At 46.7% G+C, this 16,059-nt stretch carries 12 protein-coding genes; 3 read left to right on the forward strand and 9 right to left on the reverse strand.

The genetic code is table 11. The features are described 5' to 3' along the window. Positions 1–2 precede the first annotated feature (2 nt). Positions 3–5,948 carry an S-layer homology domain-containing protein gene (locus tag MKX41_RS01960; protein WP_340968388.1) on the forward strand — a complete coding sequence of 1,982 codons (5,946 nt, stop codon included), beginning with the start codon at positions 3–5 and terminating at the stop codon, positions 5,946–5,948. Positions 5,949–6,038: 90 nt separating this feature from the next. Here MKX41_RS01960 and MKX41_RS01965 read toward each other — a convergent pair whose 3' ends face one another. Genes MKX41_RS01965 through MKX41_RS01990 form a run of 6 tightly spaced genes read right to left on the reverse strand, consistent with a single transcriptional unit; the run spans position 6,039 to position 12,734 of the window. Further along, positions 6,039–7,169 (reverse strand): YheC/YheD family endospore coat-associated protein, encoded by a 1,131-nt coding sequence (locus MKX41_RS01965; RefSeq protein WP_340968389.1) that lies wholly within the window; start codon positions 7,167–7,169, stop codon positions 6,039–6,041. Further along, positions 7,151–7,669, reverse strand: a complete 519-nt coding sequence (locus MKX41_RS01970; protein WP_076283330.1) for a GNAT family N-acetyltransferase — start codon at positions 7,667–7,669, stop codon at positions 7,151–7,153. The genes MKX41_RS01965 and MKX41_RS01970 overlap by 19 nt, the downstream gene beginning before the upstream one ends. 25 nt (positions 7,670–7,694) lie before the next feature. Further along, positions 7,695–8,807, reverse strand: a complete 1,113-nt coding sequence (locus tag MKX41_RS01975; RefSeq protein ID WP_340968390.1) for a YheC/YheD family endospore coat-associated protein — start codon at positions 8,805–8,807, stop codon at positions 7,695–7,697. Beyond that, positions 8,804–10,177, reverse strand: coding sequence for a YheC/YheD family endospore coat-associated protein (locus tag MKX41_RS01980; protein ID WP_042186478.1), 1,374 nt, complete (start codon positions 10,175–10,177; stop codon positions 8,804–8,806). The genes MKX41_RS01975 and MKX41_RS01980 overlap by 4 nt, the downstream gene beginning before the upstream one ends. Then, positions 10,178–11,356 carry a YheC/YheD family endospore coat-associated protein gene (locus tag MKX41_RS01985; protein ID WP_052404216.1) on the reverse strand — a complete coding sequence of 393 codons (1,179 nt, stop codon included), beginning with the start codon at positions 11,354–11,356 and terminating at the stop codon, positions 10,178–10,180. A 10-nt stretch (positions 11,357–11,366) separates the two neighbouring features. After that, positions 11,367–12,734: a YheC/YheD family endospore coat-associated protein gene (locus tag MKX41_RS01990; RefSeq protein ID WP_076283327.1), complete on the reverse strand. Its 1,368-nt coding sequence runs from the start codon at positions 12,732–12,734 to the stop codon at positions 11,367–11,369. 330 nt (positions 12,735–13,064) lie between these two features. On the opposite strand from MKX41_RS01990, the gene MKX41_RS01995 reads away from it, so the two are divergent. Continuing rightward, on the forward strand, positions 13,065–13,403 hold the full coding sequence (locus tag MKX41_RS01995) for a YlbF family regulator (protein ID WP_042186485.1): 339 nt from the start codon (positions 13,065–13,067) through the stop codon (positions 13,401–13,403). A gap of 126 nt (positions 13,404–13,529) precedes the next feature. Here the strand turns inward: MKX41_RS01995 and MKX41_RS02000 are convergent, their stop codons facing one another. Next, complete coding sequence (locus MKX41_RS02000) at positions 13,530–14,105, reverse strand: hypothetical protein (RefSeq protein ID WP_042186488.1); 576 nt, start codon at positions 14,103–14,105, stop codon at positions 13,530–13,532. A 192-nt stretch (positions 14,106–14,297) separates the two neighbouring features. Between MKX41_RS02000 and MKX41_RS02005 the strand changes: the two genes are divergently transcribed. Then, positions 14,298–14,582, forward strand: coding sequence for a hypothetical protein (locus MKX41_RS02005; protein WP_042186490.1), 285 nt, complete (start codon positions 14,298–14,300; stop codon positions 14,580–14,582). A gap of 259 nt (positions 14,583–14,841) precedes the next feature. Here MKX41_RS02005 and MKX41_RS02010 read toward each other — a convergent pair whose 3' ends face one another. Together MKX41_RS02010 and MKX41_RS02015 are read right to left on the reverse strand one after the other, a co-directional pair. Next, positions 14,842–14,982 (reverse strand): hypothetical protein, encoded by a 141-nt coding sequence (locus MKX41_RS02010; protein WP_179085720.1) that lies wholly within the window; start codon positions 14,980–14,982, stop codon positions 14,842–14,844. Between the two features lie 105 nt (positions 14,983–15,087). Beyond that, on the reverse strand, positions 15,088–15,921 hold the full coding sequence (locus MKX41_RS02015) for a hypothetical protein (protein ID WP_340968394.1): 834 nt from the start codon (positions 15,919–15,921) through the stop codon (positions 15,088–15,090). Between the last annotated feature and the right edge of the window lie 138 nt (positions 15,922–16,059).

The raw sequence follows: 16,059 nt of genomic DNA on the forward strand, positions 1-16,059 counted from the left end.
CAATGAAGAGGTATAAGCTGTTTTCGATAATGTTGGTGTTGTCTTTGGTATTGTCCATGCTTCCTGTTGCACCTGCAACAGTAAACGCGGCTGCAGGTTCAGCGGGGGCAAGGGCCGAATATGGCGGATTAGGCGGGTCTGAGCTATTCCTGGGAGGGAAATATATAGAACTTGGAATCAGCAACTGGGGCGATTTCGGCACTGAGGGCAATAAACCCGCGAACTTCCGCGGAACAAGCAGTAGAAATAATCTTGGCATGAGTGCGGATCATGACGGGTATGGCACTGGCTTGGATCTGCCCGTGGATTATTATTTGCCTGGGACTCCCGAGGAACGGTTCGCGGTAGGCTATAAGGTGGGTGGAAATACATATGCGAAATCCAATTCAGCTGTGATGAACACCAAGCAAATGCCGACTACGGTATTGAATACCTCGCAGGAGGATAAAGGGCTCCTGAGTGCGACTATCGTCTCTACATGGGACGGAACAATGGAAATTAAGCAGGTTATAAGCTTTAAAGAAGATTACAAGTTCTACCGTAATGACGTTACCATTAAGAATCTCTCCGACCAGACCTGGGATGGAGCTCGGTATATGCGTTCAATGGATCCGGATAATACGGTAGACCAGGGCGGATCATATGCAACGGCTAATAGGGTAACTCATACCGTAGAGGAGGATGGCGTTGCTGTCGTTGAAGCGAAGACCAATTCGGACGCAGACCCGCTCTTTAAAGCATTTAGTTCGAGAGCACCTATCTTCTTTTACTCAAGCAATCCGCAGGCCAAGGCATCCGTATTCGGATTTACCAATGTAGATCCTTATGCCTTTGAGGCGTATGACAGTCCGAAGCCTAAAAATCAGGAAGTGGTGGCTGATACGGGTATCACGATGACCTGGGATTCGGGCGCTCTGGCTCCAAGTGAGAGCAAGAGCTTCACCTACTACACCAGTCTAGACGAGCGGGACTTCAAAGAGGTTCTCGCGGAAATCGAGCTGGATGAGGGCAGCGGCCCTCTGACTGAGACGGAGGCCAATGATGGTACGGTGAAGGGTAACCAGAAGGTCAACATCCTTGGAGCTACCCTTACCGATCCGATTGACGTGAACCATATTCGGATCAACAACCTGCCCGCCGGACTGGGCTTTGAGGTGACCCGGTTGAGTGAGAACGAGCTCAACTTCAAGCTGACCGGTGCAGCGGTAAACCACAGTAAGGAATTTAGTGTAGATAACTTGTCTGTGACAGTCGGCAAAGAGAATCTGATCGGGACTTCCGCTGATTTAACAACCAAGACCTTCAGTCTTACCTTTATTGATCCAGCTATGCTGAGCTTGGATAAAGGCATTGTCTCGGAAGCGGTATACGGTAGTGGGCAGATTTCCGAGACATTGCTGTTGTCCGTTACCGGCGGCAAATTTGCTTCGGATATTGGTTCAAATGATATCGAGATTCGAAATCTTCCTGACGGGCTAAGCGCGACATTGAAGAGAATCTCTGATAAGGAGCTTCAAATCGGCTTTGACGGCATCGCAATGGAGACGGAGGACGTATACAATGCCTACGTAACGGTAGCCGCTGATAAGCTTGTCGGAAGTCCGAAATCTCTAAGCACTAATACGTTTAAGATTGATTTTAAGGACAAGGAGCCTTTTCTGGTCGTTCACTCACCTGTTTATGAATCCGATCTTAATGATGGCAGCATTGCCGATGCACTGGTTCTGGAGCTCAAGAACGGAATCTTTGATGCATCCGTTACAGATTCAGTATACGCGGTGAATTGGCCGGATGGGTTGGAAATAGGCGATATTACGATTGACAATCCTACCCAAATAACCTTATCTATTGCCGGACATGCAAACAGCCACGAAATCACGGATAGTATAAATAATGCGGAGGTGACGGTCGCGGGAATCCCGTCAACTACCTTCTCGGTCCTATTCCGTTCTCCGCCGCCGTCCATTTCGGCTTCTCCAGATGTTCTCCATGATGCGGGCGACGGCTCGGTCGAGGAGACCTTGAGGGTAACCCTGAAGAACGGCAGATTTACCGAAGAGGTTAACACTGGTGTAACGATCAATAACCTACCGGAGGGACTGGACTTCACTGTGGTGCGCATCAGTGACACTATACTCGAAGTCCACTTTACGGGGCAGGCAACGAAGAAATCCGATGCTTCCGCATTTGCTTCGGTCACAGTTGATCCTGCAATTGTCATTGACGCTGCAGCATCACTCACCTCAAATAATTTCGATTTGCAGGTGCCGGATGCAACTTCTCTAATTGTTAGGGATATGACTGATCTTACCTGGGACACGATCCGGGAAGAGAATATCCAGCAAGAGTCTGTCACCTCGGATGTATATCTTACTGAGAAGGGGACTTACGGAAGTAAGATCATCTGGAAATCTACGAATGAAGCGGTCATCTCGCCTGACGGTACTGTTACTAGACCCTCATTCGAGAAAGGGGATCAAGAGGTTACATTAACAGCGGAATTCAAGAACGGTTCTTCTATCCAGACGAAGACCTTTATTCTTATTGTCAAAAAAGAAGCGGGAACCGATGAACAGTCGGTTGCTGAAGATTTAAATCGGTTAACCTGGGAGATGATTCGGGCCGATAATGAAAGCCAGAAAGACGTGAAGACGCTGCTGAAACTGCTGACAAAAGGCAGCAACGGCAGCAGTATTACCTGGAGTACTTCGAATAAGGAAGTCATCGGCACAGACGGTAAGGTGACGCGTCCTGGTTATCTGGAAGGGGACCAGACGGTAACCTTGACTGCGACAGTAAGCAAGGGTAAAGCTGTTCAGACCAAGGAATTCGTTGTGACAGTCATCAAGCAGCCGATGAATGACGCGGAAGCCGTAAGCGAAGACCTGGCAGGGTTGACCTGGAAGATGATCCGGGCCGAAAATGAGCGCCAGGAGGATGTGAAGACGCTGCTGAAACTGCTGACAAAAGGTAGCAACGGCAGCAGCATTACCTGGAGTACATCGAATAAGGAAGTCATCGGCACAGATGGTAAGGTGACGCGTCCTGGTTATCTGGAAGGGGACCAGAAGGTAACCCTGACTGCAGTGGTAAGCAAGGGTGAAGTGATCTTTAAGAAAGAGTTTGTCCTTTATGTTAAGGCAAAGATTGCAGATATTAATGAACAATTGGCAGAAGAAATCGGTATGTTGAGAATTGGCTATACCAATCCGGATTCGGTAAACAGCGTAACGCAAAATATCCAGCTGATCTCGAATGGCTTCTATGATTCCAAAGTAGTATGGACCAGCCATAGAAGCGATATTGTCAGTAACACAGGAGAAATCCAGCGACCATTGAAAGATACGATTGTCAGATTGACCGCCCGGGTAACGAAGGATGGCTTCTTTCATGAAAAGGACTTCTACATCACGGTTAAGGGAACAAGTCTGGTTGATCTTCCCAAGGATGAACTTAATGCGAATATTGTATACGCACCAGGAGATTCCGAGACTTCCGTAAAGAAAAATATATTTTTGACGACTAAAGGAGATACGGGTTCCTTACTGACTTGGACATCTAGTAATCCTGACATCATCTCGAACACTGGCCGGGTCAGCAGACCAGGTCCGGAAGAAGAGGATGTAAAGATAGTGCTTACCGTGCGGCTTGCCGATCCGGACAAGCCGGGCGAATTTAGAGTCAAGACGTTTACGGTCATCGTCAAAAAGCTGAGTGATCAAGAAGCAGTGGACGAGGCAGCTAGAAGTTTGAAGATAGACGATGCCGCAGTCTTTGCAGAAGGTGACATTTGGGAAAGTGTAACTGAAGGCTTCCTGCTGCTGCAGACTGGAAAGTACAACACTGATATTACATGGGCCTCTAATCACCCGGCAGTAATCGGAATTGATCAGAACGTTGATCAAGCTAAAGGCAAGGTTAACCGGAAAAATGAAGAGACCAACGTCATTCTGACAGCAACCTTTAGCCGAAAAGGCAAAACTGCGACCAAAAAATATCTGCTGATTGTCAAGGCGCTGGGAGTGGCGAAGGACGGAGCTATCCGTCAAGTGACCTCCAGACAGGCAGAGTTGTCTATTAATAACGATGGCAAGCCGTTGCAGCAAGGTATCAACATTCTAAGAACGAATATGTCGGATGGGACTAAGATCGATACAATCATTGTGGACGACAATCAAATGTTTAATTTGGTGGAAGCTGTGAATCCAAATGATCCAGATCTGGTGAATCGAAGCCTGACCATAAGTCACGTGGACGATCCTTCTGAACATGCGGATGAGATTGCCATAGAAATTCCGGCATCGGCCATATTGACCCTTGCAGGGCGCAACATTGCATTGGATATCGTCACCAGTCTGGCATCCATTCATTTGGATGAAGCAAGTATCAAGCAGCTTGAAGCTGCCGGTACAGACTTGTATTTCAGAATTGTACCGGTACGGAATTTAAAGGAACAGCAGACCTTCCAGACGAACGCCGTTAATATTGGTACTACGAAGCTTTTACTAGCCAATAACCAGACCGTTAAAGTTCAGGGAATACCGCGGGGGATTGAGACTAACTACAGTGGGATCAATACGTATATCCGGATTCCGCTGTCTGAGCTGACTGACAAGATTCCTGTTCAGAGCTCCGTTGCCAGAGATGCCTTCCTGGATAGTCTGAGAATCTATGTTGAGCATAGTGACGGAGACATTGTAGTGTATTCTCCTCTCCGGATTGGATACACCGCTAAAGGTGAACCGGAATTTGCAGAGTTCCAGATTGATAAATTCAGTATTTTCCAAATGATTCAAATCGCAGATAAGAAATCGGACGACTCTCAGCACTCCGGCAACCCGATTGTTGTCAGCACTGCTCCTGTACCGGTACCAGCAGACACCAGAAGTACTGAACTGACTGGCGAGAAGTTGAAGGAGCTGCAGGATCAGGATGGAGTGATTAAGGTTGAAACCGACTTAGGTACTATCAAGCTGAATTCTGGTAATGTAAGTCTGGATAAAATCCAGAAGCTATTTGGACAAGAACATATGAATCCAAAAGACATTGTGATTCGTGTAGGATTAACCACAGCCGATCAGAGTTACATTGAAGGATTCAAACTGGCAGCCAAGAGGGAGCAGGTACAGCCTGTAGGTCAACCTGTCAAGTTCTATATCGAAGCATCGTATAAAAATCAGACCCGATCCGTTTCAAGTCAAGGTTGGGGAGAATATACGTTGCCGGTACCGGAAGGAATGAAGATTACAACAGGTGTTCTCTACAAGGATGGTGAGATTTATCATCAGCCAACTTATGTGAATATAGAGAATGGACGTTACTATGCGCGCATTAACAGCCTCGAGACCGGAGTCTTCGGATTAATCTGGAATCCGGAAGAGTTCCAGGATGTTGAGCGGCATTGGAGCAAACAGGATGTTAATGTTATGGGCTCCAGGCTCGTTGCGAATGGCACGAGCGATACGGTCTATGAGCCGCAGCGCGCAATCACCAGAGCGGAATTCACGGCTATGATGGTCAGAGCTTTGGGAATTGTCAATTATGATGAGCGGTCTGTATCCTTCAGTGATGTCCCGGCACATGTCTGGTATGAACGGGAAATGGAAGTTGCGATAGAGAATGGTCTAATTGCCGGTTATCCTGACGATACATTCAGACCGAATAACAGCATTACTCGACAAGAAGCGATGACCATCGTCAGCAGAGCGATGAAAATTACCAAGCTAGTATCTACCCGCAGTGAAGAGCAGTATTTAGAGCTGCTTCAGTCTTTTACGGATTCGAAATCGATTGCCAAATGGGCAGAAAAAGACGTGAAAATGAATCTTTCTGCCGGCATCATTGTAGGTAGAAATGAGCGGCTGGCGCCTAACGAGAATATTACTCGTGCCGAGGCAGCCGCTGCAGTAAGAAGACTTCTGATTCAGTCGGGAATCATAAATCCTTAATTGTAGCAGTGAATTTATTAATTCCTATTTTTAACAAAAGCAGCGGTTGCCCAAGTTGGGAAGCCGCTGCTTTTGTTGTTGAGTATCAATTTATTCCTCAGTAGTCTTAGCTGTGGTTGGGGCACCTTTGTTATTATATAGCCATAACGCATATTCTAAAGGTCGCACTAGTGCTTTGCGATAGGTGTTGCCGTCCCCTGATCGGGCAAACACTTCACGTGCAGGCTTTGGATTAACCTCCAGCACATAGATTTTTCCTTCTCGATCAATGGCAAGATCCAGTGCAAGTTCACATAAGGCTCCGAAACTTTCTTCCAAGAAGGCAGCGGCATCAAGACCTAACCTTTCGGCAGTTTTCATAACCTTATCGGTTTTATCTTGACTACCCAGCCATTCCTTCAGGAGCGTTTCAGCTCGAACGGCGTGCCCACCGCCATGAAGATTGGAGGTTACGCTTCGCGCCGCACCGACCCTTGCTGCCATTCCTGTCAGTTCCCAGACGCCTTGCCCATTCTTTTGAACGAGCATGCGGTAATCATGGAAACGTCCGCCAGGCAGACGTACTGGAATCCCCTGTTGGACGAGGAAACGTCCACCAATACACCATTGTCGAACGATGGAATCCAATCGGGAGGCAGAGACCTTTCGGGGTGGAATAATCCGGCGATCTTGGCGACGGCCTTGAATATCAAATCCCCCTTTACTGTCCTTTACCCGCTCAATTCTAAGGATACCGCGTCCACCTGTGCCGTTTGCTGGCTTGATATAGAGTACCGGGCTCTGCTTCAACATTCGGTGCAGATCGGCAGAGGAATGATACAGTAATGTTTCTGGCATATGCTGCCGGAAGCGACTCTTTTGTGAGAACGTTTGGTGTATGGTCCATTTGTTGCGCAGTGGACGATTCAGAAACAGCAGATGTTTATAGCGTTCACGGAAACGAAGCAACTGTTGAAAGCGCGTGCTGCGCTGGATACGGCAACGGTCATAAATCATGTTCGGGAAGGAACGCCATTTGCGTGACCATTTCCCGCTCTTTGGATCAAAGACAAGGGCATGGATCTGCTCTTTGCTGGGATGGACATCCATGGGGGTAAATACAAAAACATCCAAGCCCATTCGATTGCCCTCAATGATCATTCTCCGGTACACGGCCTTTTCTTCAAGCTGCTTGGCTTCATTTATATACAAAGTAAGAATGCCTAAGACGGGCTCTGGCACAGGAGTTCACCTTCTTGTGGAGAGTTTGTAGTACTGACGGTATTCTGTGGTGACCGGATCAATAAAGTTGGCTTGCCAGTAGGGCCACTAGTAAGCGCTACTGCGGCAAGACCAACATTGAAACACATTTTCAGACTGGCTGTATTATCGCTGGCAACACTGCATTCCAGACGGCCTAAACGCTTTAACTGGGCGGCCATAAGGGCGGTGCCGGTATGCCTATTTCGGTATAAGGGATGCACGGCAACGAGACAGGCCTCTTCACCGAAACCGGATACGAAGCTTACTCCTGCTAGCTGGCGCCCATTCTGACCGCGTACGGTGGCGACAAGCAGCGAGACACCCGGCTCTGACAACTGTTCTGGAGTTAATCGGGCCATTACCTTGCAAGCTTGGTTTGTAATCCGACGCTCCCCATGCTCTCTTATAAACTCAAGCAGTCCGGTTAGCCGCGATTTCCACTTTTTAGCATCAGTGTCGTAGATAGAGGATATCTGCATGCTGTGTCACATCCTTTAATGGATTCTATTTGATATGGCGTGCTAAGTGCTGGCCATATTGAAAGATTCGCTCCAAAGAAAGCTTGCGAATCGCAGGCTCATCAAATTTCATCGGCCGGGAGTTTGCCTCAAAGAACCAGAGTCCGCCGTTCTCATCGACACCGAGATCCATCGACATCTCCCCGAGCATAGAATCAGAGGCTCTTTCAATTTGTCTGGCAATTAACAGAGCAGTTGTAGGTACACTTTTTAAGATAGAGGCTGCTCTTTCGGTTCCAAATGTGCTTTCCAGCATGGTGGAGGGCTCCTCGATACTTCCGCCACGAGGTACATGCGTAGTGATGCTGCGGGCACCAGCTAGACGCGCACCTATGCCGGTCATTGCCCAGCCACCTCTGCTGTTTTTCTGCAGAAGTACACGTAGATCAAATGGTCGTCCTCGGTGAGTCGCTAGTTCAATAGCTTGCTGTACGATGTAGCGCGAGTTTCCCTTTTCTTTGCCTATCCGTGCCCAGAGGCGTTCTACTGAGGCAGCTTTGTAGGTCACATTTTTTTTGCCGCTTTGAATTTGCAGCCGATAGGGTAATGTGGTATCTGCACGGTATTTTAAACGCATAATTCCTTTACCTGCTTTGCCATTCTCAGGTTTAAGATAGAGACTAGTATGATTATTTAGCATGGCGATAAGCGTATTTGCACTGCGTAAACGTCTGGTTTTTGGAACATGCTTCGAGGTAGCATACGAGCCTTTCAACCATTCAAATAGACTCCATTTATTGAAAAAATATGGATTATATAGCTTAATGCCTGGATGTTCCAGGCATTGAGCTATTTTGCGTACGACAGCAGGTTTTTCCTCATCCTCACGGGTAGGAATTCGGTTATATATGATTTGTGGAAGAGGTACCGGAATGCTGTACCATATTCTTCCGCTGGATGATGGGACATAACCGTTCACCATCCGTTCCTCGAGCTTCAAGTCACGGACAGTGACGACGTAGACAAGAAATCCCAGTTCCTTGCCTGTGCGAATGATGTCCCGGAAATTATTACGGTTGCCATTAAAATGCCTTACTTTATCGCTGGTTGTCAGTATGGCAATAACGGGTTTTGTTTCATCCGGAATATGGGTGTTCACATCTCATCCCTCCTGCGGAATTTGCTGAGGTATAGACAATGCTCCAGTATGTGCTCGATGGAAGCTTTGCCCTCAGCGCGCAGGGAAGGATGACGGAAGATGGAACGTCCTGGTTTGGCGTTGGCCTCGAACATCCAGATGTCTTCATCCTGATCAATGCCGAGATCAAAGCCAATTTCACCGAGCAAATGACGATGCTGGATTTCTAAGGATTCTGCCAGCTTAATGGCTGTACTCTTCGCACGCTGTAATACTTCATCTGCTCGGCTGCCGAATACACGCCCGAGCGCCTGCCCAGGTGTAAGCAATGCCCCCCCGTTTTTGAGGTGAGTGGTGACACTGCCCCGGCCGGCTTTCTTAGCGCCAATACCGACTACAATCCATTGATTACTGCCGTTTTTATGCATATGGAATCGGAAATCAATGGGGCAGCCATCAATTTCAATCAAACGTATTCCTTGTTGGACGATATAATTTTGCAGGCCTTGACCGTGTCGTGACCGAAGCATACGCATGAGGCTTTCAAAGGTAGTGAAGCGCAGAAGTACGTTTTTTCCACCCTTGCGGTAGCGGGCAAAATATCCTTTTTTCGGCAGATAGGTAAGTCGGTAAATCCCGTGACCCAGGCTGCCTGCGGAAGGTTTGTAATATACAAAATGGTGGTGATCCAGCATTTCCCTCATTTTTTCGGAGGAGGGATTGCTGTGTGTCTCAGGGACGTAACGGTTTGCAGCTCCGTCATTCTCTAGCAACCGATAAATATCGGACTTATTGAAGAAGCTCCAGTTGAAGTAAGGGATTTTCTTGCGCATAAAGCGTTCGCGAAGCTGGTTGATATAAGGTGAAGTCTCCGCTCTCCGACTGGGGAGCCGATTGTAGACGACATCAGGCAGAGGAACCATTTTACGTTCGAATTTGCCGCCTGCGGTTAAGAAATAACCATAGACCTGCTCCTGTTGCCAGTTGATATCACGCGGCATAAAGGCAAATATATAACATTTGTTACTGCCTTCCCGCAGTAATTGCTTTATAAAGCCAGTGCGAGAACCGAAGGGTTGATTTGAAGATGCTGGCCCATCGGTCAAAACACCGACCAAAGGTCCAAGCTGTACCTCGTCGTTTTGCAGATTGCGTAAATAGATACCACCAGATTTCGGAACCTTGATAGCACTCTTTACACCAGTGGCGAGGAATAGATGATTTCCGGCGCGCTTGATGGGCTTGATCATGGTCGGGATGGCATCTTTACCGAGTCTAAGGCGAATGTTCTTCTTCCCGGTTAATTTCAAGCTTTTCATCAGTGCACCTGATACATATACAACTCTTTGGGGCTGCTTAGTAAAATGCACATTGCAAAAAGTGAGACTCATTTATGAATCCTCCTTAGGAACCATTGTTATCATTCTCCCGTTTATAACGGAGCTGTCCGTAGATAGGGATGGTATCCGTCGCTGTGTGAGTAGCAGATGGCGCGCATAAGACAGTGGATTCTCGGCGGCGAGCTTAGCAGCCCGGCGGTCGCCCGTCAGCCGGAATACCGTGCGCCCTGGCTTGGAATTTGCTTCAAGTAAATGAATCCGACCGCTCGAATCAATACCGAAATCTAGGCCGAGTTCTCCAAGCCTACCGCATGCGGCCTCCAGAAGAGGAGGCAAGTATGCAGCTTCTGCAGCAAGCTCCTGCATGATGTCTTTTCCGTCCTGACCATATTCTGCAAGTAAAAAGGGCAAGGGAGGAACCGCAGTTCCACCGCCATGCAGGTTCGAAGTCAGTGAACCATGATTACCCAGCCGAACGGCCATGCCAGTAAGATCCCAGCGACCGAGGCCATTCTTTTGCATCAATACACGCACATCGAACGGTTGCCCCTTACGATTAGTTAGGTGCAGATAAGGCTGTATAATATAGCGGCGTGTGCCGATAAATTCATGAATCCAGTTCAGTCCTTCATCCTGCGAGCTGAATACATATTGAAAGGGTGTATTTGTCCCATCACGCCCTCGTACTCTTATGCCTCCTCCAGAGCGTCTGTTCTGCAGTATGGCATGCAATGTACGTTTGCCATGAGAGCCTGCTTTGGGTTTTAGGAAGACCCCGTATTCTCTTTCAGCGAGCATATTGCTTAACTTGCGTGTACCGGTATAAAGAACAGTTTCCGGCAGTAAAATAGCGGCTCTTCGGTTGCGCTTCAAGATCTCGTATACGCCCCATTTATCAGGTAAACCTCTTGACCAAGGTAGTGAGCGGTGAAGGAAAGAGAGTGCAGACGAGGCTTCTTTTCTTTCTTTCGGACTATTGTAAAAACAACGATTATAAATGATATCTGGTGGTGTAGAGGTCGTATTGTGCCAGCTTCCGTCTTTCCATGTATAACCGGTTATAGATGACCCGTCTGCCGCTACTCCGTCCGGATGAAACACGAGGACTTTAAGGTTGTATCGCGGAGCTGCACGGCATAAATGACTGCAAAATTCTGGCTCGGCAATCGGAGGATTCCCATGGCGACGGCCCGTCATAATGCCGAGGAACCCCATAGCTGTTTCAGTCATTGTGTCCTCCTTATAAACCGGCCAAATAGCGGCAATACAGAATCATTTGCTTGACGGACGGTCTGATTTTTTGATCGTTTAGCGGTGTATTATCGTTCTTGGAAGGTTTGGAGTTGACCTCCAAGAGCCATATTCGTCCGGATTGATCCAGTGCCAGATCGATTCCGAGCTCTCCGAAATGAGCAGGGATAAAGGTTTCTACTCCTCTTGCAATGGCAAGTGCTGCTCTTGGAAGCTGAAGCTGTACGCTATCCTTGGTACCTGGAGGAAGGCTGCTCTTGCTAACGGCTTCACGGACAGTACTGAGACTGCCACCTCTTGCTAGATTGGAGACGAAATGATTGCTTCCAGCGGTGCGAGCGACAATGGAGGTAACGCCCCATTTTCCGGTACCATTCTTCTGTACAAGTGCTCGGAAATCTACAGGACGCTTACCGAGCTCCATCAAAGGTAATCCTTGTTGAATCTGGTAGCGCGTTGTCTTCATCTTGGGAGCAATGGACTGGTACAGTTTAGCTAATGTCGGGTAGCTTTGTTTGCGTGTACCTATAGAGGTAGTAGATAACAAACGGTATCCTCCGCCTTCATCTTTGGAGATTCGGAGAATGCCTTTGCCGAGACTGCCCCGTACAGGCTTTAGAAACACGCTTGGGTATTGGCTACACATTTTCTTTACAACAGCAAAACCGTTTAAAGCATGCGATTCCGGTAAATACCGCTTCAATGAAGGGTCTTGCGCTAAAGCTTCAAATACTTCTGTCTTGTCAAGAAATTTTTCGTTGAAGAAATGCGTTCCATACCGTGATTTTACATCCGCCAAAAAATGCTGTACGCTAGGTTTATTCTCCACCTTTCGCGTCGTTAGCCGATTGTTGATTACATCGGCAATGGGCAGACTCATTTTCCTCCAACCCTCGTTGTATACCCAGCCCTGGATGGAAGAGCTGCTTGTTTCCAGCGCTTCCGGGGTAAAGAAATATACATAGGCGCCTTGTGAGTGGCAGGCATTTGTTAATTCTCGACAGAACATGGTAATGGGTCCAAACAGCCTGTCGAGATTATCTGGATGGTCACGGCTGACGAGTACACCGATCAACGGTCCGAGTCGCAAGGTACGACTTACGGAGCTGTAAGAGGCGTTGAGGGTTTGCCGATGTTTCCATCCGGTCCGCCGCGCCAGTCCTTCGCTTACACGCAGGCTTTCGGATTTGGGAGCCGGGATAATGGTAACCTCCTGCCGGAAAGAGCCGAAAGCCAGCTGGAGCGTTCCGTGAGCCGGGATTTTGAGTCTTTTCATGGATCGTTCGCCAAGCATTATAGCGTTTTCCTGCAGGATGCCCGTGTGGACCGTATGGACCGGGATCTTGAATTGGGACATCGTGGATCTCCTTCCGGTAGGCAGCATGATGCCGGCAATTTGGTAGCTAAGGGTTACATATCATTCATCATATGGAGACATATGACCCTTGGTGATTGACCTACTCTTTAAAAACCTTGCCGCATCATTTCATAAGTCTGACCCAAGAAGCGAAACAAGCATGGGATGAATCAATATTTGGAAACTTAAGATGTGCTTCCGAAGTGAGTTTTGTACGAAGTAACTCTAGGAAGCGAACGCTAACAAAACTTAAGCAACGCTTTCGAAGTGAGTTTTGTACGAAGACGAATCGAGAAGTAGTGACTTACAAAACTTTTAGGAGGAATCATAATGAGTATTCACGACAAAGCACATGAACTGGCGAAAGCCATTAAAGAAAGCACTGAGGTAGCGGATATCACCAACGCGATGAAACTGGTAGAAACAGATCCTGAAGCCAAGGCAATGCTCGACAACTTCCGCAATGGTCAATTGGAGCTTCAACAACGGATGATGAGCGGAGATATGCCTCCACAGGAAGAAATGGAGAAGATGGAGAAATTATTCGAGGTGCTTAACATGAATCTTGGGATTCGCCGTCTGTTCGATGCAGAACGCCGTCTGAGTGTTGTAATTGAGGATGTAAACAAGATCATTACCGAGAGCTTGTCGCAATTGTATGGCGAATAAACGCTTTTAGTAAGCGGGTATTCACCTGAAAAGTTTGATCAGTGCAATCTAAATAGGGTGTTCCCGAAGCCGGTTGGCATTGGGAACACCCTATTTATTCTTGTGACTAGCACATGAGTAAACTCGCTAATCTTGTTTTCCTTCGATTGCGCAGAGAAGAATACCAGCAGCCAAACCTAGGCGGCGATCAAGCATTCCCTTGGGATCCTCAGAGAAGTCAGCGATGATTTTAGTAACGAATGGATTAAAATTTTGTTTGAAAGTCGGGATCGTTGTATCATTCATCTCGATATTATATTTTTGAGGGATAATAGAGATGAAGCGGCGGAGTATAGCCATCGCGGTGCTATCTTCCTTGATTTTTCCGATTTCCTGATCATGATGATCGAGAATCGTCCATTCATCTTTCAAAATCGATTTGAGTCCCTTACGCCGAAGAGCACCAACGTGTTCGCCAGTCTCCGAATCATGTACATCATAAACAGCACTAAAGTCGATGGCATTGCGGGCTTTTATACGCAGAAGCTCCTTTTGCATAGACTCATCCGTGTACAGTGCAATATCCTCTTTCAACTTGAATGCTTTCATTTGTGAATAGAGTACAAGCTGCTCGGCGTTATCATAAATATGAAGTTTCGCACCCATGATCGAAAATACCTTTTTTCGAATTATGTATTCGGTATGAGTATAAGTTGCATTCAATTCTAAATCGCCCCCTAAATGAAATAATCATCTCATATATAAGCTTTGCTAGCTACATAAATGCATACTATTTTATATAATTTTTTGAGTAGAAGTATATTTTTATGGACTTGTCTCATATTACGGGCTTCATGTTCATAGAGTAGAGATATAGATTCAATCGAATATCTTGTCTACGAGGAGCTGTTAGTAATGAGAAAAAGAAACAAGTTTAAACATGGTGTCTATCTGTTGCTGGCGTTGGCCATGCTTTTGTATGCTCTGCCGAAGTTATCGCTTGCGAATGGGCCTAGCTGGGTATTTGGTTTTGGGGTAGTCTGGTCACTTTTTGCCTTTATGGTCATTGCGGCACATCTCCATTTTATTATCGGTGTTGATGAGGAGAAGACCAAGCGTTTGGAAGCTGTGCGAAAAGCAAAATTGGAGCAATGGCAGTCCAAATGGAAAGAAGAAACTAGAGTTACACAAAGATCATAGAATTGGGTTAGCTTTCATAAGTAACTAGATTTAAATATTCCCGTGGAAAACGCTGAAATGGCGAAAAGAGGGGTATAAATCCCCTAGATTCCCGTAAAAAGCACCGAATTAGCTAAAAGAGGGGTATAAATCCCCTAGATTGCCGTGAAAAGCGCCGAATTAGCTAAAAGAAGGGTATAAATCCCCTAGATTCACAGAAAAGCCCACTAGCTTAAGCCAGTGGGCTTTAAAATTGCCCCGCAAAGCAGGGGGGTTAAAGTTATCTTGCACCTGTAAAAGGATTGATCTCATCCGAGAGATCTTTTCCAGCTTTCTTTTCTTCTGCAGATATCCGTTTACCTAGAGCCGCGTAGTACCACACCGCAGGAACGAGAATCGCGAGTATAAAAAGAAATTGCATAAAGTCATCCCCTTTCACCTCTCCATCATAACATATTTTTCCTTTTTTTCTTAAGGGACTATTCTCTATTCGCCTACCCACTACCCAGTTTGTCTAACAAACGGGTTACTCTTTACTGGCAGAGCATTCTACTTCAAATACATAACTGGCGCTCCCCTGAGGCCATCTTGCTTGGATTATATACAGATGTTTTCCGCTACCTGCTGCGAGTTGAAAACTGTTATTTTCTACGGAAAGAGCTTCGTCTGGACGTTCCTCACCAGGAAATGAAGCCACAACCTCTATCTCCTTGGGTGCAGATGAGAATTTGAGTTCTACCTGATCACGGCTGATGGCTTTGGGATGTACCTTCTGTTTGGTAACTAATTGATCATAAGAAGCCATATCTACACAGACGCCTTTGCCATTGTCATTCCAGCAATAAGAGCCTTGAATGGCATCGAAATGCTCACCGCCAACAGTAACTTGAACGTTAGGGGGCTGTGGGTTAGTAGTGTCTGCTGGAGAAATCTTATCTTCTTTACCAGTCGATTGGAACAAGTCCAACACATCTTTTTTGCTGATATCTGAAAGACGATAGTGACCCGTTTGTTCCGATTTAATGAGTAACCCACTGTTGCTTCTGACGATCCAAAAAGAGAACTCATAACTTATGCCGTCCTTCATGTTTACGGTGGTTCTGTAATCGCTTGGAGCAATATCTAGTTGTCCTTTATCATATTCAGCAGCAGTTATGGCTTGAACAAAACGTTCCAAGGATGATGCTTCAGAAATAGTCGTCACCGGCTGGTCTTTTTCTATTAAGTTAATAGAAACTATATTTTGTGCATCCAGCTCTATTTGGCTTGATTGTTTTACTTCGGTTCTCGTAGTTCCACAGCCGATCAGTCCTATGAAAAGCAAAGTAATGGTAAATATTATTAACGTGGTCTTGTTCATATCCACAATGCTCCTTTCCTCTTTCTTTAACTCTCAGACTATAAAAAAGAGGAAAAGGTTGCTAAATAACGGGTAATTAAATTCGAATTCGATGCTTATGAATCGGTTGTACTGTGCCATTCTCTCCGTGTATAATGA

It is taken from the genome of Paenibacillus sp. FSL R5-0475 (assembly GCF_038004585.1).
Lineage (GTDB): Bacteria > Bacillota > Bacilli > Paenibacillales > Paenibacillaceae > Paenibacillus_AQ.

What these genes read in the sequence shown, in the direction of transcription:
- MKX41_RS01980 (WP_042186478.1), bottom strand. Translation starts at nt 10,177, where the DNA reads ATGAGTCTCACTTTTTGCAATGTGCATTTTACTAAGCAGCCCCAAAGA.
- MKX41_RS01995 (WP_042186485.1), top strand. Translation starts at nt 13,065, where the DNA reads ATGAGTATTCACGACAAAGCACATGAACTGGCGAAAGCCATTAAAGAA.
- MKX41_RS02015 (WP_340968394.1), bottom strand. Translation starts at nt 15,921, where the DNA reads ATGAACAAGACCACGTTAATAATATTTACCATTACTTTGCTTTTCATA.
- MKX41_RS01985 (WP_052404216.1), bottom strand. Translation starts at nt 11,356, where the DNA reads ATGACTGAAACAGCTATGGGGTTCCTCGGCATTATGACGGGCCGTCGC.
- MKX41_RS01970 (WP_076283330.1), bottom strand. Translation starts at nt 7,669, where the DNA reads ATGCAGATATCCTCTATCTACGACACTGATGCTAAAAAGTGGAAATCG.
- MKX41_RS02005 (WP_042186490.1), top strand. Translation starts at nt 14,298, where the DNA reads ATGAGAAAAAGAAACAAGTTTAAACATGGTGTCTATCTGTTGCTGGCG.
- MKX41_RS02010 (WP_179085720.1), bottom strand. Translation starts at nt 14,982, where the DNA reads ATGCAATTTCTTTTTATACTCGCGATTCTCGTTCCTGCGGTGTGGTAC.
- MKX41_RS01960 (WP_340968388.1), top strand. Translation starts at nt 3, where the DNA reads ATGAAGAGGTATAAGCTGTTTTCGATAATGTTGGTGTTGTCTTTGGTA.
- MKX41_RS01990 (WP_076283327.1), bottom strand. Translation starts at nt 12,734, where the DNA reads ATGTCCCAATTCAAGATCCCGGTCCATACGGTCCACACGGGCATCCTG.